This is a genomic window from Cobetia sp. 14N.309.X.WAT.E.A4 (assembly GCF_030397495.1).
GTDB lineage: Bacteria > Pseudomonadota > Gammaproteobacteria > Pseudomonadales > Halomonadaceae > Cobetia > Cobetia marina.
The window spans coordinates 363033-386792 of record NZ_JAPNXT010000001.1 but is presented as its reverse complement, the minus strand read 5'-3'; the positions used below and the strand labels follow the sequence as shown (position 1 = coordinate 386792).

Annotated in this window: 26 protein-coding genes; 5 read left to right on the top strand and 21 right to left on the bottom strand. The window is 63.2% G+C overall.

The features are described 5' to 3' along the window. The first annotated feature begins 90 nt into the window (after positions 1-90). Entirely contained in the window at positions 91-2085 is a 1995-nt protein-coding gene (locus OW493_RS01695) for a transglycosylase SLT domain-containing protein (RefSeq protein WP_289863002.1), read from the top strand. Between the two features lie 110 nt (positions 2086-2195). Here OW493_RS01695 and OW493_RS01690 read toward each other — a convergent pair whose 3' ends face one another. From OW493_RS01690 to OW493_RS01655, 8 genes are all read right to left on the bottom strand, one after another. Continuing rightward, positions 2196-3143 carry a hypothetical protein gene (locus OW493_RS01690; protein ID WP_284728064.1) on the bottom strand — a complete coding sequence of 316 codons (948 nt, stop codon included), beginning with the start codon at positions 3141-3143 and terminating at the stop codon, positions 2196-2198. A 154-nt stretch (positions 3144-3297) separates the two neighbouring features. Continuing rightward, positions 3298-3834: a hypothetical protein gene (locus OW493_RS01685; protein ID WP_191236713.1), complete on the bottom strand. Its 537-nt coding sequence runs from the start codon at positions 3832-3834 to the stop codon at positions 3298-3300. A 95-nt stretch (positions 3835-3929) separates the two neighbouring features. Beyond that, a complete protein-coding gene (locus OW493_RS01680; protein WP_077372304.1) occupies positions 3930-4574 on the bottom strand; it encodes a LysE family translocator in 645 nt (214 codons plus the stop codon). A gap of 233 nt (positions 4575-4807) precedes the next feature. Beyond that, positions 4808-5392, bottom strand: coding sequence for an exopolysaccharide biosynthesis protein (locus OW493_RS01675; protein ID WP_084209094.1), 585 nt, complete (start codon positions 5390-5392; stop codon positions 4808-4810). A gap of 97 nt (positions 5393-5489) precedes the next feature. Next, positions 5490-6173 carry a divalent cation transporter gene (locus tag OW493_RS01670; protein ID WP_289862997.1) on the bottom strand — a complete coding sequence of 228 codons (684 nt, stop codon included), beginning with the start codon at positions 6171-6173 and terminating at the stop codon, positions 5490-5492. A 29-nt stretch (positions 6174-6202) separates the two neighbouring features. Then, complete coding sequence (locus tag OW493_RS01665) at positions 6203-6628, bottom strand: hypothetical protein (protein ID WP_077372298.1); 426 nt, start codon at positions 6626-6628, stop codon at positions 6203-6205. 109 nt (positions 6629-6737) lie between these two features. Then, a complete protein-coding gene (locus OW493_RS01660) occupies positions 6738-7142 on the bottom strand; it encodes a TM2 domain-containing protein (RefSeq protein ID WP_077372295.1) in 405 nt (134 codons plus the stop codon). Positions 7143-7311: 169 nt separating this feature from the next. Continuing rightward, a complete protein-coding gene (locus OW493_RS01655) occupies positions 7312-8151 on the bottom strand; it encodes a 2OG-Fe(II) oxygenase family protein (RefSeq protein ID WP_077372292.1) in 840 nt (279 codons plus the stop codon). 248 nt (positions 8152-8399) lie between these two features. Here OW493_RS01655 and OW493_RS01650 point away from each other — a divergent pair, with 248 nt between their 5' ends. Further along, entirely contained in the window at positions 8400-8603 is a 204-nt protein-coding gene (locus tag OW493_RS01650) for a cold-shock protein (RefSeq protein ID WP_043335501.1), read from the top strand. Positions 8604-8831: 228 nt separating this feature from the next. On the opposite strand, the gene OW493_RS01645 is transcribed toward OW493_RS01650, so the two are convergent. The 6 genes from OW493_RS01645 to OW493_RS01620 all read right to left on the bottom strand — a co-directional run bounded on the left by OW493_RS01645 (position 8832) and on the right by OW493_RS01620 (position 14112). Beyond that, positions 8832-9380, bottom strand: coding sequence for a hypothetical protein (locus tag OW493_RS01645; RefSeq protein WP_289862993.1), 549 nt, complete (start codon positions 9378-9380; stop codon positions 8832-8834). A gap of 212 nt (positions 9381-9592) precedes the next feature. Then, complete coding sequence (locus OW493_RS01640; protein WP_077372290.1) at positions 9593-10051, bottom strand: nucleoside deaminase; 459 nt, start codon at positions 10049-10051, stop codon at positions 9593-9595. A gap of 118 nt (positions 10052-10169) precedes the next feature. After that, on the bottom strand, positions 10170-11195 hold the full coding sequence (locus OW493_RS01635) for an SPFH domain-containing protein (RefSeq protein ID WP_077372286.1): 1026 nt from the start codon (positions 11193-11195) through the stop codon (positions 10170-10172). A 103-nt stretch (positions 11196-11298) separates the two neighbouring features. After that, positions 11299-11736 carry an NfeD family protein gene (locus OW493_RS01630; RefSeq protein WP_289862991.1) on the bottom strand — a complete coding sequence of 146 codons (438 nt, stop codon included), beginning with the start codon at positions 11734-11736 and terminating at the stop codon, positions 11299-11301. A gap of 142 nt (positions 11737-11878) precedes the next feature. After that, complete coding sequence (gene yegS, locus OW493_RS01625) at positions 11879-12790, bottom strand: lipid kinase YegS (protein WP_077372280.1); 912 nt, start codon at positions 12788-12790, stop codon at positions 11879-11881. 89 nt (positions 12791-12879) lie between these two features. Then, on the bottom strand, positions 12880-14112 hold the full coding sequence (locus OW493_RS01620) for a multidrug effflux MFS transporter (protein WP_077372277.1): 1233 nt from the start codon (positions 14110-14112) through the stop codon (positions 12880-12882). A 132-nt stretch (positions 14113-14244) separates the two neighbouring features. On the opposite strand from OW493_RS01620, the gene OW493_RS01615 reads away from it, so the two are divergent. Both OW493_RS01615 and OW493_RS01610 read left to right on the top strand, forming a co-directional pair. Next, positions 14245-15264: a LysR family transcriptional regulator gene (locus OW493_RS01615; RefSeq protein WP_289862989.1), complete on the top strand. Its 1020-nt coding sequence runs from the start codon at positions 14245-14247 to the stop codon at positions 15262-15264. A 184-nt stretch (positions 15265-15448) separates the two neighbouring features. Then, the gene (locus OW493_RS01610; RefSeq protein WP_176502748.1) at positions 15449-15844 is read left to right on the top strand and encodes a glutathione S-transferase N-terminal domain-containing protein; all 396 of its coding nucleotides are present in this window, start codon (positions 15449-15451) and stop codon (positions 15842-15844) included. A gap of 107 nt (positions 15845-15951) precedes the next feature. Here OW493_RS01610 and OW493_RS01605 read toward each other — a convergent pair whose 3' ends face one another. The 3 genes from OW493_RS01605 to OW493_RS01595 all read right to left on the bottom strand — a co-directional run bounded on the left by OW493_RS01605 (position 15952) and on the right by OW493_RS01595 (position 18915). Beyond that, on the bottom strand, positions 15952-17154 hold the full coding sequence (locus OW493_RS01605) for a COX15/CtaA family protein (protein WP_289863239.1): 1203 nt from the start codon (positions 17152-17154) through the stop codon (positions 15952-15954). Positions 17155-17455: 301 nt separating this feature from the next. Then, a complete protein-coding gene (locus OW493_RS01600) occupies positions 17456-18052 on the bottom strand; it encodes a hypothetical protein (RefSeq protein ID WP_289862986.1) in 597 nt (198 codons plus the stop codon). A gap of 35 nt (positions 18053-18087) precedes the next feature. Continuing rightward, positions 18088-18915 (bottom strand): SURF1 family protein, encoded by an 828-nt coding sequence (locus OW493_RS01595; protein ID WP_289862984.1) that lies wholly within the window; start codon positions 18913-18915, stop codon positions 18088-18090. On the opposite strand from OW493_RS01595, the gene OW493_RS01590 reads away from it, so the two are divergent. Continuing rightward, positions 18914-19105, top strand: coding sequence for a DUF2909 domain-containing protein (locus OW493_RS01590; RefSeq protein ID WP_077372262.1), 192 nt, complete (start codon positions 18914-18916; stop codon positions 19103-19105). The two genes, OW493_RS01595 and OW493_RS01590, sit on opposite strands and share 2 nt — an antisense overlap. Before the next feature lie 27 nt (positions 19106-19132). Here the strand turns inward: OW493_RS01590 and OW493_RS01585 are convergent, their stop codons facing one another. Genes OW493_RS01585 through coxB form a run of 4 tightly spaced genes read right to left on the bottom strand, consistent with a single transcriptional unit; the run spans position 19133 to position 23382 of the window. Then, positions 19133-19993 (bottom strand): cytochrome c oxidase subunit 3, encoded by an 861-nt coding sequence (locus tag OW493_RS01585; protein WP_289862982.1) that lies wholly within the window; start codon positions 19991-19993, stop codon positions 19133-19135. Continuing rightward, positions 19990-20583, bottom strand: coding sequence for a cytochrome c oxidase assembly protein (locus tag OW493_RS01580; RefSeq protein WP_077372256.1), 594 nt, complete (start codon positions 20581-20583; stop codon positions 19990-19992). Before OW493_RS01580 ends, OW493_RS01585 begins: the two co-directional genes overlap by 4 nt. A gap of 27 nt (positions 20584-20610) precedes the next feature. Further along, positions 20611-22275 carry a cytochrome c oxidase subunit I gene (ctaD, locus tag OW493_RS01575; protein WP_289862980.1) on the bottom strand — a complete coding sequence of 555 codons (1665 nt, stop codon included), beginning with the start codon at positions 22273-22275 and terminating at the stop codon, positions 20611-20613. A gap of 30 nt (positions 22276-22305) precedes the next feature. Continuing rightward, entirely contained in the window at positions 22306-23382 is a 1077-nt protein-coding gene (gene coxB / locus OW493_RS01570; RefSeq protein ID WP_240665568.1) for a cytochrome c oxidase subunit II, read from the bottom strand. Between the last annotated feature and the right edge of the window lie 378 nt (positions 23383-23760).

Genomic DNA, 23760 nt, shown 5'->3' with positions numbered 1-23760 from the left:
TGATACACGACATCGGGGCACTGGGGCGTCTACGCAAGATGCGGGCGACGCCTCAGCCCTCTTCACCTCGTTCATCGCAGGAGTCTCCAGGTGACACTAGGCAAGTTCGTATCCCCACCGGGCCGCGGCGCCCGCGCCATGCGCCGCTTCACATCGTTGCGCCATTTGACAAGCCTGAGTCTGCTGCTGGGCCTCAGCCTGCCGCTGCAAGCGGCCACCCCCAGTGATCAGAGCTTCCGCGCTGCGCTGGAGGATGCCCGAGCCAAGCGCTTCCAGGATATCCAGCAGGTCGCCGTCAACGGCCATGTGCTGGAAGGCTATATCGAATATCACCAGCTCAAGGCACGCCTGCCCTACGCAACGCCGGCGGAAGTCCTGTCCTTCATGGAGCGTCACGCCGATTCCCCCCTGGGGGAGTGGATGCGCGGCCAGGCCATCTCGGCCTACGGGCGCACCGGACGCCATGATGCTCTGCTCGAGGTCAGCGATGGCGTGCCGGCCGGCGCCAGCCGACAGTGCCATTACTACACGGCACAGCTGAGCAATGATTTCGCGAGTGCCTCGCAAGGCGGCCTGAAACTCTGGCATGTCTCGGGCTCGCAGGATTCCGCCTGTGACCCGCTGTTCTCGACGCTGCGCGAACGTGGCGTGATCGATGATCAGGCCGTCTGGGAACGCATGATGCTCGCCTGGGCCGCCGGTCAGGGCAGCATGGTCAGCTACCTGGAACGCCAGCTGTCGGGCAACTGGCAGCAGGCCATCGCCGCACGCGAGCAGCTGGATGGCAACTTTGCCGCCATTACCCGGATTCCGACCGATCTGGGTCATGGTGGGCATGCCTTTGCCGCGCTCAGTGTCGCTGCCATGCATGGCTTCGTGCGCGCGGATACCGAGGCAGCCCTGGAGGCCTGGCGCAAGGTCAGCCCGCACATGCCGCTGAGCGATGAGCAGCGTCATGAGGTCGAGCGTGATCTGGCCTGGTATTCCCTGGTACGTGACATTCCCAACAACCAGGGCTGGGTGGATGAGCGCCTGGCCATGCTCGATGATGAGGAGCTGTTCGACCTGCGCATGCGCAATGCCATTCGCGATGGCGCCTGGGGCGAGGTACGCGAATGGGTCCTCAAGATGCCGGAACGCTTCAGTGGCGAAGCCCGATACCAGTACTGGCTGGGCCGTGCGGATGACAGCCTGGGACGCCGGGATGAGGCACGCGCCGCCTGGGCACGCGCCAGTGGCGAACGCAACTTCTATGGTTTCCTCGCCTCGGACCGGATCGGCAAGGCCTATTCGCTCAATCGAGATGACCAGACCTTCGATGATGCGCAACTGGCAGAGATTGCCCGCACCCCGGCCGTCAGGCGTGTCAGGGCACTGATGGAGATCGATGAGATCGGTCTGGCGCGTTCGGAATGGTTCAATGCCGTGAGCCAGGCCGATGACGCCGGCGCGCGTCGCCTGGCGGCTTACGCCCTCAAGCAGCAGTGGTATGACCTGACCGTGTTCGCGACCATTCGCGGCAAGCTGTGGGATGGCCTGTCCTGGCGCTTCCCGCCCGCCTGGCAGCAGGACTTCCAGCGCTATGGGGCCAACGCCGGCGTGGACCCCTGGATGCTGATGGCACTGGCGCGTCGCGAGAGTGCCTTCAATCCTACCGCCACCTCGCCCGTGGGTGCCCGTGGGCTGATGCAGCTGATGCCGGGCACGGCGGCCAAGGTCAGTCGTGACCTGGGGCTGGCCACGCCCAGCCATGCCGCGCTCGGTGACCCGGACACCAACATCCGCCTCGGCAGCACCTATATCCGCGAGATGCTGGACCGCTACTCCGGCAATCGCCTTGCGGCAGCGGCGGCCTACAACGCAGGCCCGGGCCGCGTGGATCGCTGGCTGGCCGATACCCCGCGCGAATATGACCGCTTCGTCGAGCGCATTCCCTTCAAGGAAACCCGTGAGTACGTCAAGGCAGTACTGGCGTATCGCGTCATCTTCGAGTCGCTGGCCAAGGGCACGAGCGACGGCGTCAGAGTGGTCAGTGAGCGCGAGGTCAATCAGCCCTACACCACCGCGCTGGTGGACCGCCGCTGAAGAGAATCATGCCGAACGTCCAGCGCACGCGCTGAGAGACCAATCGTGACGTCACACACGACAACGCCAGCCTCAGGGCTGGCGTTGTCGTCGTGCGTCTCCGCTACGGCTCAATCATCGCGTCGGGCATGGATTCCCGATAGCGGAGGCGTCTGGCCGTCACCCTGTCGGGGAGCTTCCTCATGCTGGGGAGCGTAGCGATTCAGCGCCTCGGCATAGCTCAGCGGACGCCCATCACCGCTGTCGCGCTGACTGCCCTTCCAGTTCTCGTCCTTGTGGGCGAGAGAGGGATTCGCGGGAAATGTCGAGGGCGAGGTCTCATGGGGTATCTGGCGAGCCCCATCCGAGTGACGAGCCGAATGGCTGACGCGAGGGCGGCGCCACAGGCGCCAGGCCAGTATCAGCCCCCCTGCCCAGCTGACGCTCCCCAGCAGCCCGTAGGCGATCATGCTCCAGACATTGCCGGGACGATGGCCCGCATTGATGATGATCACCCGCGACAGGTCGATGTCCGGCCAGCGTTCACTCAACAGGGCGCGCTCATCGCCGGGCAGGTCGGTCTCGGCATGCAGCACGGTACCGAACAGGCCATCCGGGAACTCGATGAGCGGCGGGACGTTCTTCAGACTCTGGACGGAATCGGTACGCACCAGCACGCCCATGCGCTCGATGCGCGGCCACTCGTCCGAGGGAATGCCATCGATGCCACCGAAGGCGCGTGACAATCCTGCCAGCTCCAGCAGATAGGGGTTCATGTCCGAGATCACCGGGTAATAGAGCGTCTCGATACGCTGCCCACCTTCGGCAGCCGCATCCAGACGAAAGGTCTCGGCATGTTCGCGATAGACCGCCCAGTGATCGCGTAGCGACACGAACTGATTGACCGGTAGATTGCCCTGTTCGACGGCTTCCAGGTTCAAGGTCTCAGGCCGGGACGTGACACGGCCCACCCAGCGTCCCTCTTCGAAGGCAAACAGCCAGGCCGCCAGCCCCACGAGCAGCAAGACGACGATACCCGCCCCGGCCAGCCGGCGACGCAAGGTGTAGGAAGGACTCATTGGTTAGCATTCCCTGCTTCTGCCAGCCTGACGTGCGGCCGGTCTTGATGTAATGACAACACGAACCATCGTGATCTTCACGACAGCATACCTCATCCACTCACGCGGCCTTTCCACACTCGGCCGGCCACGCAACAGCGGTGAGCGTCCGGACTCAAGGGCCCTTGAGTCGCGAGGACAGACGCTCACTTTCACGACAGTAACGCTGACGCAGACGCAGCACCTCAAGTGAGTTGCTCGACAGCGCATCCAGCACATAACGATTGCAGGCGCGTTCCGCACGTTTCTGGGCAGCTTCCAGCGCCTTGCGCGCCTCACGCTGGGCAGGTGTCATCCCGGCATAGGGGTCGCGCAGGGGCTTGTAGGTGGCGGCCGCCTTGCAATACATGGTGCGAGTGTCGAGATGGGCAGCACGCCCCCTCTGCTGCAGGGCGTGACAGGTCTCGACGAACAGACGGCTGGCCATGCGTGAGCAATCACGTTGCTCCACCGCGCTGCCGGTCTTGCTCAGCCGGGCACACACCGACTCCTCCTGGATACGCCACAACTGATGACGGAAGTCGACGGTGTAGCCGTGATAGAGCACCTGTACCTGCTGGACACGCGAATCGTAGACATCGCTGATATCACGAGACTCAAGATGGGTCACGATCTTGAGGAAGGAGGCAAGGGTCAGCGTAGCAGGATCCATGTGGCGTGAGGGATAAGGCGTTCATCCCCGGCTTCTCCGTCGCAGTGAGTGCTCTCGTGCCCGCAAAGGGCGCGTGCAGATGTCAGACGCCGCCGTCAGCGGCTCAGGGCCAGGCGCGCGCCGAGTGCCACCATCACGGTGCCGGTGATGCCTTCCATCCAGCTGGCGACACGGGGTCGAGCCAGCCAGCGCCCGGCACCGCCCACCATCACCGCCACACCGATCTGCCACAGGTTGGCGATCACGAAGTGGACACCTGCCAGCCACAGCGACTTGAGAATGGCGGGGTCGGTCGGTGCGATGAACTGCGGCAGGAACGCCATGTAGAAGACGACGGTCTTGGGGTTGAGCACGTTGGAGAGGAAGCCTTCGCGCAACGGTTGCCAGAGAGAGACCCGCTGCCGCGCGACATCGGCCTGGATATCCAGCCCGCGAGTGCGGCGCGCACTGAGCAGACTCTTGATCCCCAGCCATACGAGATAGGCAGCACCGACCAGCTTGAGTGCCGAGAAGGCCCAGGCGGATTGCAGAAGAATCAGCGAGATCCCCGCCGACGACACCAGGGCATGCACGAAGAGCCCGGCACAGATGGCAACACTGGTGAGCACCCCGTCGCGCAGGCCGCCACGCAGGGTGTTGCGAATCACCAGCAGGGTGTCCACTCCGGGAGTCACGGTGAGCAGCGTGATGGCCACCACGAATGACCAGAACGCGGTATCGAACTGAATGAAGTCAAACATGCCGCATATCCTTGTGACGGACTTCTCCACGCCCTGCGGCATGAACGGATGTCCAGTCTAAGCGAGGGATGCGAGCCTGAAAAGTCATCGCTGACAACCTTCAGACCGCCAGCCCATCCTCGTCGCTCAACTGCCGCCCTCGCCCCCATCTCGGCGTGATCCCTTCCACTGAGAATCACTCATGCCTTCGGGGGAGCCGCCCCGGGCGCCGAGGCGCCGCAGGGGCAGCGCCTTCAACCGACCAGCCACAATCCCGCCACCACATCGGCAAGCAGCACCGCCAATGCCAGCAGAATGACGACGCCATCCTCACCGATCAGCCCCAGCCCGAGCAGCAACAGCGTCGCGGCGGGCAGTGCCGAGGCAAACGGCACCAGCTCCAGCGGCACCATGGTGGCCGCCAGCAGAATGGCCAGTGCAGCGATCAGACGATAGGCAATGCCACGTGTCATGAAACCGAGCCGCGGCTTGAGCAATCGGTCGATGCGCCGTGTCCAGGGACGCGCTCGCTGCACGCCATGGGTGAGGCGCTCATGCTCGAAACTGAAGCTGGCCAGCCGTCTGGGCAACCAGGGAGTGCGATGGCCCAGCAACAGCTGGAAGGCGATCAGCCCGATGAACAGCGCACAGGTAGTCGGCACGCCCGGAATGGCCCCGGTCGGCAGCAGAACCAGCAGCGCCGGCAACACCAGCAAGGGGCCGAAGCCGCGTGAATTGAAATGTTCCAGTATGGCACCCAGCGAGATGTCGCCTTCTATCTCGCGGTCCAGCTCTTCCAGCAATGCGGTGAGACCGCTGTCCTTGGCGTGTTCGCTCATGAGATATCCGTGGTGAGACGTGACAGGGAAGAAAGAGCAGACACATGGCAATACCGATGTCGGTCAGTCCTGCTGTCGGCAAGCGGATCGCCTGCCATCAGCCGACCAGACGTTCACCGAGCATGCCGATCATGAATCCCAGCGTGGCCCCCAGCGGTGGAGACCAGTGATGCACCACTCGCGCCTGGGGAGCGATGTCCTGAAAGATCAGATACAGGATGCCTCCCGCCGCGAAGGCCATCAGCCCGCCCAGCAGCCGGGGGGCATCCGCCAACCACAGATGGCCGGAGAAGGCCGCCAGCGGACCAAGCAATGACAGCAGCAGGAAGGCGCCCAGTCCCTGTCGCGCGGTGAGGCCAGCGCCTTCCAGCTCCCGATAGGCATTGAAACCTTCTGGCAGGTTCTGCACGGCGATGAACAGCGCCATCAGCATGGCCGCCGCAGGTGAGGCGGATGCCAGGGCCCCGAGAGCGATCGCCTCGGGGATGAAGTCCATCAACATCGCCAGCAGCTGTCCCCTGGCGTCACCGCTGCGGGCCAGCCAGCGATCCAGCTGCATGAAGACGAGCGCCCCGAGCAGAAACAGCCCGAGCAGAGTCAGGACGGACAGGGATTCCATGGCGCGAGGCACCAGCACCAACGCGACCGCTGCCAGCAGGATGCCTCCCCCCAGCGCCGTGATGCCAGCCAACCAGCTGCGCTTGACGTGGGTTTCGTGGCTACGCTCCAGTTGCGCGATCACCCCGCCCAGCGGGATGCACAACCCGGCCGCCCAGGCCATTGCCAACATTTCCCAGGGGAGGTCTGCCATCATGCTGCCGGGCGGCCACCAGGGGCCGGACGTTCACCCAGCACGCGCATCAGCAGGCTGGTACCGAGCCCCCAGGCACCATTGAGAATCAGCCCGCCGATGATCATCATCGGCACCACGGCGATGCCCTTGAGCGGGAAGACGACCAGCATGGCCACTGCCGTCGGACCGACGGCACCGAATGCCAGACTGATCAGCCAGTGGCTCATGCCGGTGCTGCGGCGTACCAGCGCCCATAGCGGCAGTCCCCATAGCCCGCCCCAGAAGGCCAGCGAGAGCACTGACGGAACGCCCAGCGGCCCGGCAGGGGTCATGTTGTAGGGCGCCTTGGGCAGGATATCGGCCAGATAGAAGAGCCCGAACAACCCCTGATGGAAAATCAGGGTCGCCAGAAAAGCCGCCACGAAAGCCTTGAGCCAGATCATGTGAACATCCTTGTGATTGGGGCCGCCTGCACCGAAGGGCGGCGGCGTCCGGACAGTCCCGGAGCCACCTCCCGGGACCGATGCGGCACTGACGCTTGCCGAAGGTGGATCAGCGGGCCTGTTCCTGGGAGATCTGCTCGTTGAGCGTCCAGAAATCATAGAGCACGCCGATGAAGAACAGCCCACCGGTACACAGATAGATCAGCCCGGTCAGCCACTTGCCCATGTACATGCGGTGGACGCCGAATACGCCCAGGAAGGTGAGCAGAATCCAGCTCAGCGAGTAGTTGATTGGCCCTTCACGAAAGCGGAAATCCGCCTCGCGGTCCATGGCGGGAATCAGGAACAGGTCGATCAGCCAGCCGATCCCCAGCAGGCCGAAGGTGAACAGCCAGATGGTGCCGGTGACCGGTTTGCCATAGTAGAAACGATGGGCGCCGAGGAAACCGAAGATCCACAGCAGATAGCCCATGGTCTTGGAGTGCGTGTCCTGTACGACGGGCGATGCGGTCATCTGTAAAGCCTTAGCCGTGAAACGGCAGATCATGATTGCGAATACAGTCAATGCGGTCTTGGCGGGCGGGAATCAAGCCTCTCGTGCCCGCAAACCTCGTCCAGACGCGACAACGCCACCCACGCAGCCGCGCGGGTGGCGTTGAAGCCTGTCGTGTCGTCACCGAAGCCTAGATCACGCCCAGTTCGCGCAGACGTTCCTTGAGATAGGAATCCGCGGTGTGCTTGTCAGACAGCACCACTTGTGGACGCGGATGCAGGAAAAGCGGCAGGGACAGACGCGACTGACTGCACCCTTCCCCCGTCGGATTGATCACGCGATGCGTGGTGGACGGGAAATAGCCGCCACTGGCTTCCTGGAGCATGTCGCCGACATTGATGACCAGCTGACCCGGATCACAGGGCACGTCCATCCATTCACCATCGACATCCATCACCTGCAGCCCCGGCTCATTGGCGGCAGGCAGCACGGTCAGCAGGTTGATGTCCTCATGGGCAGCGGCACGCACGGCACCCGGCTCTTCCGAACCGGTCATCGGCGGATAGTGCAGGACGCGCAAGAGCGTCTGCCCACTGTCCTTGATCATGTTGGAGAGCGGCTCACGATAGAGCTCGGCCACTTCAGCGGGCGAATGCGCTTCCACCCAGCTCAGGAGCTCCGCGGCGAAGGCTTCTGCCTGACGGTAGTACTCCATGGCATTCTCGCGCAGGCTGTCCGGAATCTTCCCCCACGGATAGATGTGGTAGTACTCCTTGAGGTCCCGCGCCGTATGCCCCTTGGCGGTCTCGGAGACATCCGCCGGGAAGAGACCATCCTGGGTCTTCGGGTCGTAGCGCCACTCCAGCTTGTCGGCACTCGCGAAGAATTCCGCCCATTCAGCGTAGATCTTCTCGACCAATTCATGAGAAATCGGATGATTGCGAATCACGCCGAAGCCTGTCGTGCGCAGGGATTCGACAAATTTTTCGGCAGCATCGGCCGAGCGGTAATCTACGTTCTGGACCTTCATGGCATTTCCATCTATGTTGGCTCTGTGTACGCATCCTACTTGAGCAGGCAGACGTCGCCAATACGACGACTGACTATTCGGTCAAGATGCGAACATGTGCAGTTTCTACTGCAGGCGTAGGTCAAGCAGGAAAGGATGTCGTCGCAGGACGTAACGCGTCTCTCTGGTGGAATTCCCCCTAGCCGCACCAACGCAATCCGGTCTGATGGGCAGACCACCAACATCATCACGTAAGCAAGGAAAGAATCATGGCAACTGGCACAGTCAAGTGGTTTAACGACACCAAAGGTTTCGGCTTCATTTCTCCGGACGACGGCGGCGACGACCTGTTCGCGCACTTCTCTGAAATTCAGGCAGAAGGCTTCAAGTCCCTGCAGGACGGCCAGAAGGTTTCCTTCGACGTCACCCAGGGCAAGAAAGGCCTTCAGGCCGCAAACATCAAGCCGGTCTGATCACCTGATCACTCCGGTCAGTCCACCCTCATCGGTGGCCTGATGATGGCAAGACACAGAAACGCCCGCCTATTGGCGGGCGTTTCTGTGTCCGCTGCCTCCGCCAGAGCGATGGCTCTACATCGCTTCAGGACGGCATGAGAGCAAGACGCACAACGCCGCAGCACGGGGCCGCGGCGTTGCAGGCAGGACATTCACTCACGTGAGTGACGGCATTGCCTCAAACGATCACTGCTGAGCGTCATCAACGGATTCGTTGGCCGCCTTCTGAGCTTCATTGATCTCGGCGTTGGCTTCTGCCGCAGCGTCATCACCCTGCTGTTCAGCGGAGTTGGTCAGTTCAGCAGCCTGCTCCTTGGTGGAGTCGTAGGCGTTCTTGGCAGCATCGGCGGTGGCGTCAGCGGCATCGTTCACACCCTGCTTGGCGGACTCGTAAGTCTCGCTGGCGGCGTTCTTGGTCGCATCGAGGGCATCATCGCTCTCGGCGGCAGCTTCATCACCCATGGCGCCAGCGGACTGCGCTGCGTCATCAGCCATGTTGTCAGCCTTGTCAGCCGCGTCGTCCATTTCAGCAGCAGCTTCATCTGCAGCCTGGTCCATCTCGGCAGCAGCGGCTTCAGCAGCCTGATCGGCACTCTGCTCAGCCTGCTCTGCGCTTTGCTCTGCAGACGTCTCGGCTTGCTGGGCGGCCTTGTCGGTATCGCCATTGTCACAACCGGCGATGGCAAGGGACAGGCCAGCGGCCAGTGCGGGAATCATCCATTGCTTGAGCTTCATCGTCTTCTCCTTGATAGGTGGGGAGTCATCAGCCCCTTGTTTCCTGCGCAAAGCATTGCAACAAAGGTCGAGTATTCATGCAAGCGAAAGCGTGTTCAAACGCTTGGATGACTTCAACATGGTGCTCGCTTGGCAGCTTTTCAAGCAAATCGCCCTTTCAGTAGCATGAAAATGTTAACGAACACCATTTCTTTTCTCTGACGACTCTCTGATCACTCTCCGATATCTTCGTTCCATACTTCCGGCTGTTCGCGGATGAATGTCTCCATCAGCTCCCGACAACGCGCATTGTCCACGACGTCCACCTTGACGCCTTGAGCGCGCAGATGGTCTTCCGCACCCATGAAGGTCCTGTTCTCACCCACGACGACATGGGGAATCCCGTAGAGCTGGATGGCGCCACTGCACATCGGGCACGGTGACAAGGTAGTGTAGAGCACGCACTCGCGATAGACCTTCGCCGGCAGACGTCCGGCATTCTCCAGCGCATCCATCTCACCGTGCAGTACCGTGCTGCCCTTCTGCTGACGCTGGTTGTGGCCACGCCCGATGATCTTGCCATCGTGGACCAGTACCGAGCCGATCGGCACGCCACCTGCGGCATGGCCCTTCTCGGCCTCCTCGATGGCCGCTTGCAGGAAACCTTCGTGATCCTGAGTCTGCGCTGACATGGTCTTGCTCCTGAATATTCAGTAAGGGGGTTCAATCATGAAACATCGGCGATGACGACATGGGGAGGCCACCCTGCAGGCACGCCCCTGTGAGCGAACCTGGCATGAACGGCGAGCATCACCCGAGTCCCGCTTCCCCTGTCATCATCTGACGGGCTCGTCTCAGCCCTTCATTGCCCGCATTGGTGGGCTCACCGACTTCATTGGCAAGCTCGCGGAAGCTGCCCATCGCACCGAGCAGCGCCGAGGCTTCATAGGGGATGAAGACTCGATCACCGTCACGGGCCATGTCCGGCAGCATCTGCAGGTATTTCTGTCCCAGCATGTAGCCCACCACCAGCTGCGGATCTTCCGCCCCGATGGCATCACGCAGCTGGTAGATGGCCTGGCGCTCACCTTCGGCACGCAGGATGGAGGCCTGCTTGTCGCCCTCGGCGCGCAACACCGCGGACTGTTTCTCACCTTCCGCCGTGGCGATGGCCGCCTCGCGCTGACCATTGGCCTCGGTGACGGTGGCACGACGCCGGCGCTCGGCCGCCATCTGCAGACGCATCGCATCCTCGACTTCATCGGGCATGCTGATGTCCTGGATCTCGACTCGGGTGACCTTGACGCCCCACTTGTCACCGACCTCATCCATGGTGACCTGCAAGGCATCATTCACTTCCTTGCGACTCTCGAACAGCTTGTCGAGCTCCATTCGTCCGATCTCGGAACGCAGGCTGGTCTTGGCGAGCACCTCGATGGCCTGGGTGAAGTTCTCCACTTCATAGACCGCGCGCTTGGGGTCGACGATCTGGAAATAGAGAGCGCCATTGACGGTCACCGTCACGTTGTCCGTCGTCACCACGCTCTGCCCCGGAAAGTCCATCACCGTCTCACGACGGTCGATGCGCGTCTCCTCGACCACAAGCGGCAGGTTGTCGCCCTTGATCTGGCGATAGCGGCGAATGGTAATCGAGCGCGGCTTGTCGATGAAAGGCACGACCAGATTGATACCGGATTCCAGAGTACGGCTGTAGCTGCCGAGCCGTTCTATCACGACGGCTTCGGACTGCTGGACGATCATCAATCCCTTGGCCAGCAGAATGACGACAAGCGCCACGATGAAGAGAATGATGATGAGACCCGGACTGATGATCATGTTGCTCAACTCCCTTGAACTGGGCAGCTTCCTGCCGCCCGAATGAATGGTGATATCACCACTTGTCCGACCGCCAGGACGGCGAGGCGGACCTTGAGACAGATTACTCGACGCGCTCCACGCAGAGCGTGATGCCTTCGACGCTGAGGATCCTGACCGTGTCCCCCGCTGCCGGCTTCGTCTCCCCCTCCCAGCGTAGCGGATACTCATTGCCTGACACGCGCACGGCAAGTTTGCCGCCGTTGCCGATGATCACCCTGGCCAGCTGGCCGGTCTCCGCGCCACTGCCCAGGGTACCGTAGGGCGTCTTGGGCAACAGATAGGGATGGATCTTGCGGACGAACAACGGCACGACCACCAGCGCCGTGATCGCCACGCTGATCAGCTGGACGTTGAGCCCCGCCCCGAGAACGGATGCCAGAGCGCCACTCAGTGCACTGACCCCCAACGCCAGCAGCACGAATTGCGCTCCCAGCAACTCAAGCCCCGCCAGAATCAACCCGAGAATGACCCAGAGATGCCACGCTGCCACACCTGTCATGCCATCGTTCTCCCAAGCGTTTCTCTCGTCCATTGCGGCCAAGAGACTGAAGAAATCTCGTGCTGAAAATGCCACGAGCGCAGCCCGAGTAAACCTCAGACTGCGCTCGTGTACCAGACTGGCATCGATGATGAGAGGAGCGCTAGCGCTTCGCCTGCAACAGCTCGGTATCCGCTGGCACCACCAGTTGCAGAGCCTGTGGCGCGATACTGAACTCGCTGTCCTCGATCAGATGACTCTCGCCGTCCAGATTGACCGGCAGCGGCTCCCCCCGATAGCGCAGCGTATCGGTACGCACATAACGCACGAAATGACCGTTCTCAGGCAGGGATTCCAACTCTTCCACCACCTCACCGATGCGCGCGATGGGGAAATCACGAATCACCAGCACATCGAAACCGGCATCATCGAGCAAGGCCCGTGGCGCCAGCTCCTGCCCGCCACCGGCCTGCCGACCATTGCCGATGGCCAGCACGAACAGCGCAAGCTCTTCCTCGACCCCATCGAGCGTGAGACGTCCTCGATAGGGACGGAAATCCCACGCCTTGAGCACGCCCATCAGCGAATAGGCCCCACCCCCGAACAGCTTCTTGAGTCCGGCCGGGGTCGAGCGGGTCACCTCCGCCCCGAACCCGGCCGAGGCGACATTGAGGAAGTAGGCATCATCGAGCTGCACCAGATCCACCGCTCGTGATTGCCCTTCACAGGCCAGTGCCAGAGCCTCGGAGATACCGGGCGGTATCCCGAGCGAGGTCGCCAGGTCATTGGCCGTCCCCAGCGGAAGAATGGCCAGTTCCGGACGTTGAGCCCGTGGATGCGTCATCAGCGCATTGGCCAGCAGGTTGAGCGTGCCATCCCCGCCCCCGGCAATCAGGCGTGTGACGCCTTCCGCGATCGCTTCATCCACCAACCTCGCGACATCCTGTGCTTCGAAGGTCAGACGTATCTCCAACCCCTGGGTGCGCTCACGCTGGGCGAACAAGGCATCACGCAGCTCAGGCTGCTGTGCCTTCTCACCGTTGAGTATCACGCGCACACGCGCCGCTGATTCCATGTGGTGTCTCCTTGGCGACATGCGGATCGAGCGACAAGCATACTCCCGTCAGGCCTCAGGAATGAACCACCCACGCGAGCCCACATCGGTTAGCTGCCCTGAGGTGTCTCATCGACGCCAAGCCCCGGCTGACGGCGCGCGCCCAGCAACAGCAAGGGAAGAATCATCACCACGCTGATCAGGAGCAATCCCTGTTGCGGCGCCAGCGGGGTACTGAGCAGCGCGGTGGCCACGACGGCCGAGCCCCCCAGCTGAATGCTGCCCAACAGCGCCGCCGCCGTACCGGCACGCTCACCGAAGGCTTCCAGCGCCAGACTGGAAGCGGCGCCCAGGGCCAGCGAGAAACCGACTGACAGCACTCCCACCGGCACCATGAAGGCTGCCGCCGACAACGGCAGCCAGGCCATGGCAGCCCCTTGCATCAGCCCGGAGACCAGGATGATCGCCAGTCCCAGCCGAACCGTCGGCTGGCGTCCCAGCCGGGTGATCACGCGCGGTGCGAAGAAGAACGTCAGGATATTGATCACGGCGTTGCCCCCAAACATCGCGCTGAAGGCAAGCTCGGAATGGCCGAGCGTTTCCACCAGCAACTCGGAAGAGGAGGAGACATACAGCAGGATCGCACTCATCGCCGACATGGCCACCAGCGCCTGATACAGGAAGCGCCAGCTGGTCAGCACCGGGCGATACCGCGCCCAATTGTAGAGCGGACGCTCCACCACCGTGTTGGCGGGGCGCGTCTCGGCGAACAACCGCCAGGCGGCTGACCCGACGCACAGCGCGAAGAACCCCATGAACAGGAAGTTGGATCGCCACCCGAACTGCACCGCCAGCAGGCCGCCCAGAACCGGCGCCAACGCCGGAATGATGCACAACGCGCCGTTGAGGTAGCTGTACATCCTGGCACCCTGCTCCGGCGTATAGCAGTCACGCACCGCCGCGAAGGCCACCGTGACGGTGGCACAGGCCCCCAACCCCTGCAGGATGCGCCCGACATACAACATGCCGATGTCCTGGGCCAGCGTCGCGACCACGGCACCTGCCAGATAGACCAGCGCGCCGCCCAGCAAGGCGGGACGACGGCCATAGAGGTCCGTCAGCGGCCCGACCAGAATCTGGCCGACCCCCACCGCACCGAGAAACAGGGTCACCGTCATCTGCATCACGTCGGTGGGCTGCGCAAACTCGCGCGCCATCGCCGGCAGCGATGGGAGATAGATATCGATCGCCAGCGGCGAGAACATCACGCAGCCGACCAATAGCAGCAGCAGTTGTCGGGCACTCGGCAGGGGCCGTGCGGTAGCGGAGGAAGACGCGGACATGGAGTCTCTCATGGAGTCGGAAGGCAGCTCAGCGGCGAATGGCGAGCGAGTCGGAAGCTGCAGAGACTAGCGCCTGTGACTTATGCTGCAAAATGATATTATTTCAGCCCTGATATTCCACTGGCGAAATTCATGACCTCGACTTCCCGCCATGCTCCCTCCAATGCTGGCATCCGGTCACCCGGCCTCCTCAATCCGCGCCTGGACCTCAATCTCCTGCAGGTATTGCAGGTGCTTCTGGAAGAATGCAGCGTCACGCGGGCCGCGGGCCGTCTGCACCTTTCCCAGTCGGCCGTCAGCAAGAGCCTGGCTCGCCTGAGAGCGATGTTCGATGACCCCCTCTTCATTCGAGAGCGTCATGGCCTGCGGCCCACGCCACGTGCGCTCGGGCTCAGGGGTGAGCTTGCCGAGCTGCTCTCGCGTCTTGAGCATCTCAGCGCACCGCCGACCTTCACGCCCGCCACCAGCCGCCGACGCTTCCAGCTGGCCGTGCTGGAGAGCGCCTGGGCGACGCTGATGCCCTCCTGTACCCGCGCCCTCACCCAGGCCCTCCCGCTCGGCAGTCTCGAGATCAGTCGCTGGCAGGCCGACTGTCTCAATCTGATGGAAAGAGGCCTGCTGGATATCGGCCTCGGGGCACACGACCATCCGACCGACACGCCGAGCGAGCCCCCGGCGCTACCGAGAGGCTTCCACTCGCACACCCTGTGGCGCGATGATCACGTGATGTTGCTGCGCGACGGCCATCCACTGCTCGAGCGTTCGGTGCCGCTGACTCTCGAGGAGTTCGCCACGCTCGATCATGTCCAGGCCACCTGCGAGGGCCGCTCTCGCTGGTCGCTGGATGAGCGGCTCGAACGGCATGGTGCTCCGCGTCGCATCAAGGTACTGGTGCCGGACTTCCGGGATGCCTTGAGCATCGTCGCGCACAGTGAGCTCATCTTCTGCGCACCCAGAAGCTTCGCCCAGGCCAGCCGCCAGCAACACGGACTGGTCATTCGCGAACTGCCGCTGAAACTGCCGGCCCTGAGTTATCGCCTCATCTGGCATGCCAGCCACGAGCAGGACCCGGGCCATCGCTGGCTGCGTCAATCGCTGATGACCCACATTCGCAACGCCCATGGGGCAGACGCAGCCGCCGACGAACACTAGAATGGCCGCACACTCTGCAACCCACCGCTTTTGCGAGCGCTGACCGAGGGTGCTGATCAAGAGCCCTGATCGAGAGCACTGATCGCAAGCGCAGTGCAAGCGTCGTCCAGCCCGTCACGAGGGCTTGGCCCGACGCGCAAGCACTCACCTCATATCACCATCCGCCTGTACACGAGGTATTTCCATGCGCCCCATCATCCGCCTGTTCTTCCGCACTCTGCGACTGGTACTGGCCCCCTTCATGCTGATCAGCGAAAAGCTGACCCGTGGCAGCGCGCTCGAGCGTAGCCCCGCCCAGCAGGCCGAGGTGGACGCCGAGACCGCCAGGCTGGCGCTGTATCAGTTCTCGACCTGCCCGTTCTGCATCAAGGTGCGCAAACGCATGCATCAGCTGAACCTGAACATCGAGCAGCGCGACACCCAGCACAACGCCACTCACCGCCAGGCCCTCGAACAGGGTGGCGGTCGCGTCAAGGTGCCGTGCCTGCTGATCACCCATGACGATGGCCGCGAGGAATGGATGTACGAATCCGACACCATCAATGCCTATCTGCAGGAACGCTTCGGTCACGCCGCCTGAGACTCTCGCAAGTCTCGAGACCGCCCGAGGTGCGCCTTGGCAAACAAAACGACGCCGCTCTCATGAGCGGCGTCGTTGCGTCAGCGGGACAGTCATCAGCATGCCGTTCAGGCCAGCGTCTGACACATTCCCGTCCGCTTAACCCGGTGAGCCTGGCTCATCCGATCCATCGCCCACACCATCGCCAATGTCAGCATGACGGCCCCCAGGGTGTGCGCCAGCGCCAGATCCAGTGGCAGCCACCACAGCACATTGGCGATCCCCAGCGCGGCCTGCAGCCCCCAGGCTGCCAGCGCCCAGCCCCAGGGATTGAGCGTCCCCGTGGACATGAAGCGCCTATTGCCCGCCAGCCTCGCCAGCGGGCGTGCCAGTGAAGAGGAAGGTCGCGATGGAAGGACGGCCTCGGGATGCCCGGATTGCACATGACGCCGCTGGCGCCAGTAGAGCATCAGCAGCATTGCGCCCAGCAACACCGCTCCACCGCGATGCGCCAGATGGATGGCGGTACGCGCCTCCCCATGCAGCTGTCCGTGCAGATAGCTCGGGCCGACATCCTGAGACAGATGGAAGCCCTCTCCCCAATCCATCGCCGGCCATAGCGAGCCATTGCAGGTGGGGAAACCCTCGCAGGCGAGTCCGGCATAATTGCTCGAGGTCCAGCCTCCCAATGCCAGCTGTCCAAGCAACAGTGCCGCTGCCAGCGTGGCCAGCCACGGCTGACGCAAGACACGATGCCCGTGATCGTCCGCCGCCTTGGGCAGCGTTGCTCTCGCGTCACGCGCCGCCAGTCGTCGCGTCAGTGACAACCACAGCAACAGCAGCAGACTCGCCACGCCCAGGCCGCCCAACAGATGCAACGTCACCACCTGTGGCCAGAGCTTCAGCGTGACGGTAAAGGCGCCGAAGGCACCTTGTATCAGCAATGCCGCCAGCAACAGCCAGCACCCTGCCAGTGGGAAACAGGTAGCCACGTCCAGCGCCCGATGACGCATGCCTGCCGCCGACCGGGTAAGCCGCAGGCGGCGCTCACGCCGCCGGACACGCCAGCCCAGCACGAGCAATGCCAGTGACGCCAGGCCGAGCAGGCTCGCCGCATAGCGGTGAATCATCTCTGCCCATGCCTTGTAGCCCTCCAGCGGGTGGTGAGGACTATGCAAGCTTGCCGTGTGCGCATCCGGCACCACCAGGGCGCCATAACAGCCAGGCCAATCGGGGCATCCCAGGCCGGCATCCACCAGGCGCGTCCAGGCCCCAAGGCCGATCACGAGAATGACCAGTCCCAGCATGCCGGCGACCAGATGCCGAGCCATCCGCCACACACGCAGGATGTCTGTCTGACTGACTGCCTGCCGGGCCATCGAGTCATCAGCAGCGGTCAGCGGTGTGATTCCCGGCACACTCCCAGGCAAAGGATGCCCTGTCAGCGAAGTGGCAGAGGTTGAGTGACGCAGGAACGGCGGCGGGGGTATCAGCGCGGCACCGCGCTGACGGGCGCGCGCGCTGACACGGGGACGCAGAGGGTAGCGCGGGTGCGAGACAAGGCGAGACATGGCGTATCTCCCTGCTGGAGAGCTAGGGGCGAGCGAGTGATCGACGCATCACACGCTCAGCTCAGCGCGGCGCAGCCGGATTGCGCTTGAGCAATCGGCGCACATCCTTCATGACGGCCTGCGGTGTGATCTCGGGGCCGTATGCCACCACGACTCGCCCCTGTGGGTCGATCAAGCGCAACGGCTGTGGCGAGGCCCCGGCGCCATTCGCCGAGGGCCAATGGCCCAGCGCACGCTGCTCCCCCGGTACTTGGGGATGCTGAAAGGACTGCTCGGCCACCACCAGACGCCCCAGCCGCGGCGCCTCCTTGCCTAGGGCGCGGTGCAGACGCCACCAACGTTCGGCCTGCGCCGTGGCCAGCTCCGACCGCCCCGGCTCCGGCCAGCTGAGCCAGAAGCGCTGCTCATCCGCGCCCTGAGCGGCTCTGGGCGGCATGCCACTGTCATCCCCGGACTGTCGCGGGGCTGATGCACTCACGAGATACTCCAGTGACCAGTCCTGCAGCGGCATCACGTCCGGCAGCAAGGCACCGTTCGCCACCCGCCCTTCGGGTATCCCCACCTGCACACTCAGCATGGCCCACGCCAATGGCAACGGGGCAGACAGCAGCCCCAGCAATGCCACGAGTTTCAGACGCTGTCGCATCACGTGTGTCATACCACCTCCTCCAGAGCAAGACGTCCCTTGACTCGCTAGACCTGACGCTGACGCAGCGCGGCCTGTCGTTGGCGGCGCGCGCCCACGATCATCACCACCGCCGCACCGAGACTGAGCCCCAGCCACTGCAGGGCATAGGCGTAATGGCGCTCAGGCGTCATGTTGCTCGGCTGCCACCAGGGCAAGAACCTTCCCGCACCGCCGGTCTGGTGCACGATGCCGGCAAACGCCGGAGCGCCAAGCGTCTTCCAGGCACTCAGATCCACCTGCTGCAACCGCTGCCCCTCCCGGTTGGGGCCGAACAGTGGCCCACCGCTGGTCCCCTGGCCGTTCAACCACTGCCAGCGACCCCTGATCACCAGAGAGCCTTCAGGGGTGATGAACTCCGGGTCCGCACGTGGCGCTGGCGATGCCACGAAGCCCCGCTCCACCAGCCACCAGCGGCCATCCCGGGACCTGAAAGGCGTGAGCACCGCCACGCCATGGCGCTTGTCCAACGTCCGGTTATCCAGCAACAGGCTGTGCTCCGCGAGCCACTCGCCCTGCAGCTCGATCAGGCTGGCACTCGCTGGCGGTGCCGTCGGCATCACCAGTTCCGGCGCACTGGCCGTATCTTCCAGATGCTGGGCTCGCGCCTGGCCTCGCATCACCTGCCAGCTGCACAGACACAGGCCCAGCACGATCAGGCATCCCCAGAACAGCCACCAGCCTCGCCCGACACATCGCTCCTGCGGCGCCTCCGGTGACGCCAGCGCTGTCACCGCCGACTTGCGCTTGTCCGTCGGATGGGCTCGACTGTCAGATACGGGGCGAGCGAGAGCCTTGCCCTCGCCTGACAACGTCTGCGCCCCGGGAGGTGACATGCTGCTCAAATCGCTGATCGCGCTGGTCTTCGTCGGCATGCTGGCAAGTCTCATCGCCGGAGCCGGCTTTCTGTTACACGACGGCAGCCGCAGTCGACGCCTGCTGACGTCTCTCAAGTGGCGAGTGGGCCTGGCGGTCTGTCTGGTGATTCTGCTGGTCATGGGCTTCTCCACCGGAATGCTGAACTGACTCGCGCTCGACGCTCTTCGGCCTGCCTCAGAACACGTAGACGAACAGAAACAGGCCGATCCACACCGCATCGACGAAGTGCCAATACCAGGCAGCCGCCTCGAAGGCGAAATGGCGCTCGCGGGAAAAATGACCGCGAATCACCCGAACCAGCATCACGATCAGGATCACGGTGCCGATGGTGACATGCAGGCCATGAAAGCCGGTCAGCAGGAAGAAGGTACCGCCATAGACACCGGCTTGAAGCGTCAGCCCCAGGTGATGCCAGGCCTCGTAATATTCGAGCCCCTGCAACAGCAGGAAGCACACCCCAAGCGTCACGGTACCCGCCAGCCAGTTGCGCGCCGTGCGGCGATATCCCATCTTCAGCGCCTCATGGGCCACCGTCAGGGTGACACTGGAACTGACCAGCAGCAGCGTATTGGCCAGCGGCAACTGCCAGGGGGACAGCATTTCCTTCGGTCCGGCAATGCTGGCATCCGGCGGATTCATCAAGGGCCAGCTGGCCGTGAAATCAGGCCACAACAGGGCCGTCACGCCCTTGGCACCCTCGCCATCCAGCCATGGCAACGCGAAAGTTCGTACGTAGAACAACGCGCCGAAGAAGGCAGCGAAGAACATCAGTTCAGAGAAGATGAACCACGCCATGCCCCAACGAAACGAGCGGTCCATCTGATCGTCGTAAAGGCCGCCCATCGACTCGCGAACGACATCGCGAAACCATCCTGCCATCACCAGCACCACGGCCAGCATGCCGATGACTGACAACCAGGCAGCGCTGCCATGCACCATCCAGATTCCCGTGCCGATCATCATCCCACCCACGGCCAGCACACCGAGGATGGGCCAGGCACTGTGTGCCGGAACGTAATAGCTGCCACCGCTCATCGTTCACCTCCTGCAGAGTTCTCTGCCAGGTCGCCCGCCGGCATCGACGGCATCGTGACCGGGTAAAGGGTATAGGCCAGCGTCAGGTCGCGAATGCCCTCGGGGAGATCCGGGTCCACCTGGAAGACCAGCGGCAACTCGCGCCGCTCTCCCGCCGCCAGCGTCTGTTCCTGAAAGCAGAAACACATGATCTTGCGCAGATGCAGCGAGCCCTCGGCAGGACTGACGCTGGGGACCGCACGACCACGCACCGGATGATCGGCGTGATTGGTGAACACGAAGCGCGCGCGGTACTGGCCGCCGGGATGAATGCGGAACTGCTCATCCAGCGCCTCGAGTGTCCAGGGCAGACCCTGTCCCTGCTGGGTGATGAAGCGCACCGAGACCCAACGGCTCTCGTCGATCTCCATGGCCACCGCAGCCCTGGCCTGACTGGCGGCCTTGCCATTGAGGCCCGTGAGATTGCAGAAGACGTCATAGAGCGGCACCAGCGCGAAGGCGAAGCCCAGCATCCCGACCAGTGCCAGCAGCGTGCGCCGCACGGTACGTGCCACCGCCTGTTGCTGTGCTGCGTGATCGCGTGAGGACATGTCACTCTCCTGGCCGCTGGCTATCGCTCAGCGGATGATCTGACCATCGCGGGTCTGCGGCGGTATCTCGAAGGTATGCAGCGGTGCCGGGCTCGGCACGCTCCACTCAAGATCCACCGCCCCTTCCCAGGCCTTGGCTGGCGCCCTGACACCGCCGCGCGCGCACTTGATGATCACGACCAGGAACAGCAGCTGCGAGATACCGAACAGGAAGGCCCCGATACTGGACAGCATGTTGAAGTCGGCGAATTGCAGCGCGTAATCCGGAATGCGCCGTGGCATGCCGGCCAGCCCCGAGAAGTGCATCGGGAAGAAGGTGAGATTGACGCCGATGACCGACAACCAGAAATGCCATTTCGAGAGCCCCTCGTGGGGATAGAAGCCAGTCCACTTGGGTAGCCAGTAATAGGCCCCGGCGAGAATCGCGAACAACGCGCCGGGCACCAGCACGTAATGGAAATGGGCCACCACGAAATAGGTGTCGTGATACTGGAAATCCGCTGGCGCGATGGCCAGCATCAACCCCGAGAAGCCGCCGATGGTGAACTGGACGATGAAGGCGATGGCAAACAGCATCGGGGGCTCGAAGCTCAAGGAGCCGCGGAACATGGTGGCGATCCAGTTGAAGACCTTCACGCCGGTCGGCACCGCGATCAGCATCGTCGTGTACATGAAGAACAGTTCCGCCACCAATGGCAGGCCGACGGCGAACATGTGATGCGCCCAGACCAGGAAGGACATGATGGCGATGGAGCCGGTGGCGTAGACCATCGAGGCGTAGCCGAACAATCGCTTGCGCGAGAAGGTCGGCACGATGGCGGACACGATCCCGAAGGCCGGCAGGATCATGATGTAGACCTCGGGATGGCCGAAGAACCAGAACAGATGCTGGAACAGCACCGGGTCTCCCCCGCCTGCGGCATTGAAGTAGCTGGTGCCGAAGTTGATGTCGAACAGCATCATGGTGATGGCACCCGCCAGCACCGGCATCACCGCGATCAGCAGGAAAGCGGTGATCAGCCAGGTCCAGACGAACAGCGGCATGTCCATCAGGCGCATGCCCGGCGCACGCAGATTGAGGATGGTGGCGATGATGTTGATGGCGCCGAGAATCGAGCTGATGCCGGCGATGTGCAGCGAGAAGATGAAGAAGCTGGTCGAGGGCGGCGCATAGGTGGTGGAAAGCGGTGCGTAGAAGGTCCAGCCGAAGTTGGGACCCCCGCCCTCCATCAACAGGGTGGAAAGCAGCAGCAGGAAGGCGACCGGCAACAGCCAGAAGCTGAAGTTGTTGAGACGTGGAAGCGCCATGTCAGGGGCGCCGATCTGCAGCGGAATCATCCAGTTGGCCAGTCCCGTGAAGGCCGGCATGATGGCACCGAACACCATGATCAGCCCATGCATGGTGGTCATCTGGTTGAAGAACTCCGGCTGCACCATCTGCAGGCCGGGCTGAAAGAGCTCGGTACGGATCACCAGTGCCATGATGCCGCCGATGAACAGCATGCTCAGCGAGAAGATCAGATAGAGCGTGCCGATATCCTTGTGGTTGGTGGTCAATAGCCAGCGCAGCATGCCGCGCGGCGCGGTGCCATGGCCTCCTCCCGCACGGGAGCCGCCTTCGGAATAGCCGCCGGCGGTCCCCTCGCTCTCGCTGGCCTGAAGTACCGCCTTGCGTGGCTGTTCACTGGCCATGACACGCCTCCTGAATGCGTCGCTTGCACGCTATTGAGACAGCTGTTCCTTGATGACGGCTGGCTGTACCAGCTCGCCGGTATCGTTGCCCCAGGCATTGCGCTCATAGGTGATGACAGCCGCAAGCTCGACCGGACTGAGCACATCGGCGAAGGCCGCCATGGGCGTGCCTGCCTTGCCGTTCACCACGATATCGATGTGCGCCTGCATGTCCTGCGTGACGATGGCACTCCCCACCAATGAGGGGAATGCCGGGGGCATGCCCTGGCCGTCCGGCTGGTGACAGGCGGAGCAGATGGTGGCGTAGGTCTTCTCGCCCTTCTCCATCAACTCCTCGAGACTCCAGTCGCGTCCGGCATCATTGCGTGACGCTTCGGCCTCGGCCTTGCGTGCGATCAGCCACTCATCGAATTCGGCCTCCGGCAGCGCCTCGACCACCACCGGCATGAAACCGTGGTCCTTGCCGCACAGCTCGGTGCATTGGCCGCGATAGGTGCCGGGTGTCTCGATGCGGGTCCAGGCCTCGTTGATGAAGCCGGGGATGGCGTCCTTCTTGACGCCGAAGTCCGGCACCCACCAGGAGTGGATGACATCGGAGGACGTCGTCAGGAAGCGCACCTTGCGATTGATGGGCAGCACCAGCGGATTGTCGACTTCCAGCAGGTAATGCTCGCCCTTGGCGGCGGTGTTGTTGATCTGCTCACGCGGGGTCGCGAGACTTGAGGTGAAGGCGACATCCTCGCCCAGATACTCATATTGCCAGCGCCATTGGTGCCCGGTGATCTTCACGTCAAGCGCCGATTCGGAGGCGTCGTACATGTCCTTGAGGGTGGCGGTGGCGGGGACTGCCATCACCACCAGGATCAGCAACGGGATGGCGGTCCATAGAATCTCGATGCGGGTGTTCTCGTGGAAGCTGGCCGCGACCGCACCACGCGACTTGCGATGCTTGACCATCGCGTACCCCATCACACCGAACACCACGATCCCGATGACCACACAGATCCAGAAGATGATCATGTGCAGGGAGTGGATCTCGCGACTGACGGCCGTGACGCCGACCGGCATGTTGTATTCGACTCCCCATGCCGCGGGAACGAGCCCCATCAGTGACACCGCCGTCAACGGGCGCCACGAGCGCCGCCACCGGAGTGCGGTGACACGGGAAAGGCATTCCGCGATCCACGACATCGGCGCCTCCTTGTCATTGTTATCGAGAGCCTCATCCGGATGACGGCAATGAGCGACTCCCTGTGCTCCGACTTGCTTGGAGTATAGAAGAGCTGGGCGGAACACAAGGTCGCGTGGATCAACCCACTGATACTCCTTGGTCGCAAGGCGAGGAAGTGCAACAGCGGCTACGCGGTTCCACCAGACAAGCGCCGGCAGGGCCCCGGGCGACTTCCGCGATGTCTCCACGCACCACGTGTATTCCACCTGCTTGCCTGCGCTTGCAGACAGGGTCCACGTCGGGTCAGCCCGGGG

Excerpts from the sequence above, each read along its gene's own strand:
- OW493_RS01580 (WP_077372256.1), bottom strand. The coding sequence starts at position 20,583 with ATGTCCTCACGCGATCACGCAGCACAGCAACAGGCGGTGGCACGTACC.
- coxB (WP_240665568.1), bottom strand. The coding sequence starts at position 23,382 with ATGGGGCTCGTTCCCGCGGCATGGGGAGTCGAATACAACATGCCGGTC.
- OW493_RS01600 (WP_289862986.1), bottom strand. The coding sequence starts at position 18,052 with ATGACACACGTGATGCGACAGCGTCTGAAACTCGTGGCATTGCTGGGG.
- OW493_RS01585 (WP_289862982.1), bottom strand. The coding sequence starts at position 19,993 with ATGAGCGGTGGCAGCTATTACGTTCCGGCACACAGTGCCTGGCCCATC.
- yegS (WP_077372280.1), bottom strand. The coding sequence starts at position 12,790 with ATGGAATCAGCGGCGCGTGTGCGCGTGATACTCAACGGTGAGAAGGCA.
- ctaD (WP_289862980.1), bottom strand. The coding sequence starts at position 22,275 with ATGGCCAGTGAACAGCCACGCAAGGCGGTACTTCAGGCCAGCGAGAGC.
- OW493_RS01670 (WP_289862997.1), bottom strand. The coding sequence starts at position 6,173 with ATGGCCTGGGCGGCCGGGTTGTGCATCCCGCTGGGCGGGGTGATCGCG.
- OW493_RS01690 (WP_284728064.1), bottom strand. The coding sequence starts at position 3,143 with ATGAGTCCTTCCTACACCTTGCGTCGCCGGCTGGCCGGGGCGGGTATC.
- OW493_RS01685 (WP_191236713.1), bottom strand. The coding sequence starts at position 3,834 with ATGGATCCTGCTACGCTGACCCTTGCCTCCTTCCTCAAGATCGTGACC.
- OW493_RS01590 (WP_077372262.1), top strand. The coding sequence starts at position 18,914 with ATGCTGCTCAAATCGCTGATCGCGCTGGTCTTCGTCGGCATGCTGGCA.
- OW493_RS01645 (WP_289862993.1), bottom strand. The coding sequence starts at position 9,380 with ATGAAGCTCAAGCAATGGATGATTCCCGCACTGGCCGCTGGCCTGTCC.
- OW493_RS01595 (WP_289862984.1), bottom strand. The coding sequence starts at position 18,915 with ATGTCACCTCCCGGGGCGCAGACGTTGTCAGGCGAGGGCAAGGCTCTC.
- OW493_RS01655 (WP_077372292.1), bottom strand. The coding sequence starts at position 8,151 with ATGAAGGTCCAGAACGTAGATTACCGCTCGGCCGATGCTGCCGAAAAA.
- OW493_RS01635 (WP_077372286.1), bottom strand. The coding sequence starts at position 11,195 with ATGATCATCAGTCCGGGTCTCATCATCATTCTCTTCATCGTGGCGCTT.
- OW493_RS01605 (WP_289863239.1), bottom strand. The coding sequence starts at position 17,154 with ATGGCTCGGCATCTGGTCGCCGGCATGCTGGGACTGGTCATTCTCGTG.
- OW493_RS01680 (WP_077372304.1), bottom strand. The coding sequence starts at position 4,574 with ATGTTTGACTTCATTCAGTTCGATACCGCGTTCTGGTCATTCGTGGTG.
- OW493_RS01650 (WP_043335501.1), top strand. The coding sequence starts at position 8,400 with ATGGCAACTGGCACAGTCAAGTGGTTTAACGACACCAAAGGTTTCGGC.
- OW493_RS01660 (WP_077372295.1), bottom strand. The coding sequence starts at position 7,142 with ATGACCGCATCGCCCGTCGTACAGGACACGCACTCCAAGACCATGGGC.
- OW493_RS01675 (WP_084209094.1), bottom strand. The coding sequence starts at position 5,392 with ATGAGCGAACACGCCAAGGACAGCGGTCTCACCGCATTGCTGGAAGAG.
- OW493_RS01615 (WP_289862989.1), top strand. The coding sequence starts at position 14,245 with ATGACCTCGACTTCCCGCCATGCTCCCTCCAATGCTGGCATCCGGTCA.
- OW493_RS01630 (WP_289862991.1), bottom strand. The coding sequence starts at position 11,736 with ATGACAGGTGTGGCAGCGTGGCATCTCTGGGTCATTCTCGGGTTGATT.
- OW493_RS01665 (WP_077372298.1), bottom strand. The coding sequence starts at position 6,628 with ATGATCTGGCTCAAGGCTTTCGTGGCGGCTTTTCTGGCGACCCTGATT.
- OW493_RS01610 (WP_176502748.1), top strand. The coding sequence starts at position 15,449 with ATGCGCCCCATCATCCGCCTGTTCTTCCGCACTCTGCGACTGGTACTG.
- OW493_RS01620 (WP_077372277.1), bottom strand. The coding sequence starts at position 14,112 with ATGTCCGCGTCTTCCTCCGCTACCGCACGGCCCCTGCCGAGTGCCCGA.
- OW493_RS01640 (WP_077372290.1), bottom strand. The coding sequence starts at position 10,051 with ATGTCAGCGCAGACTCAGGATCACGAAGGTTTCCTGCAAGCGGCCATC.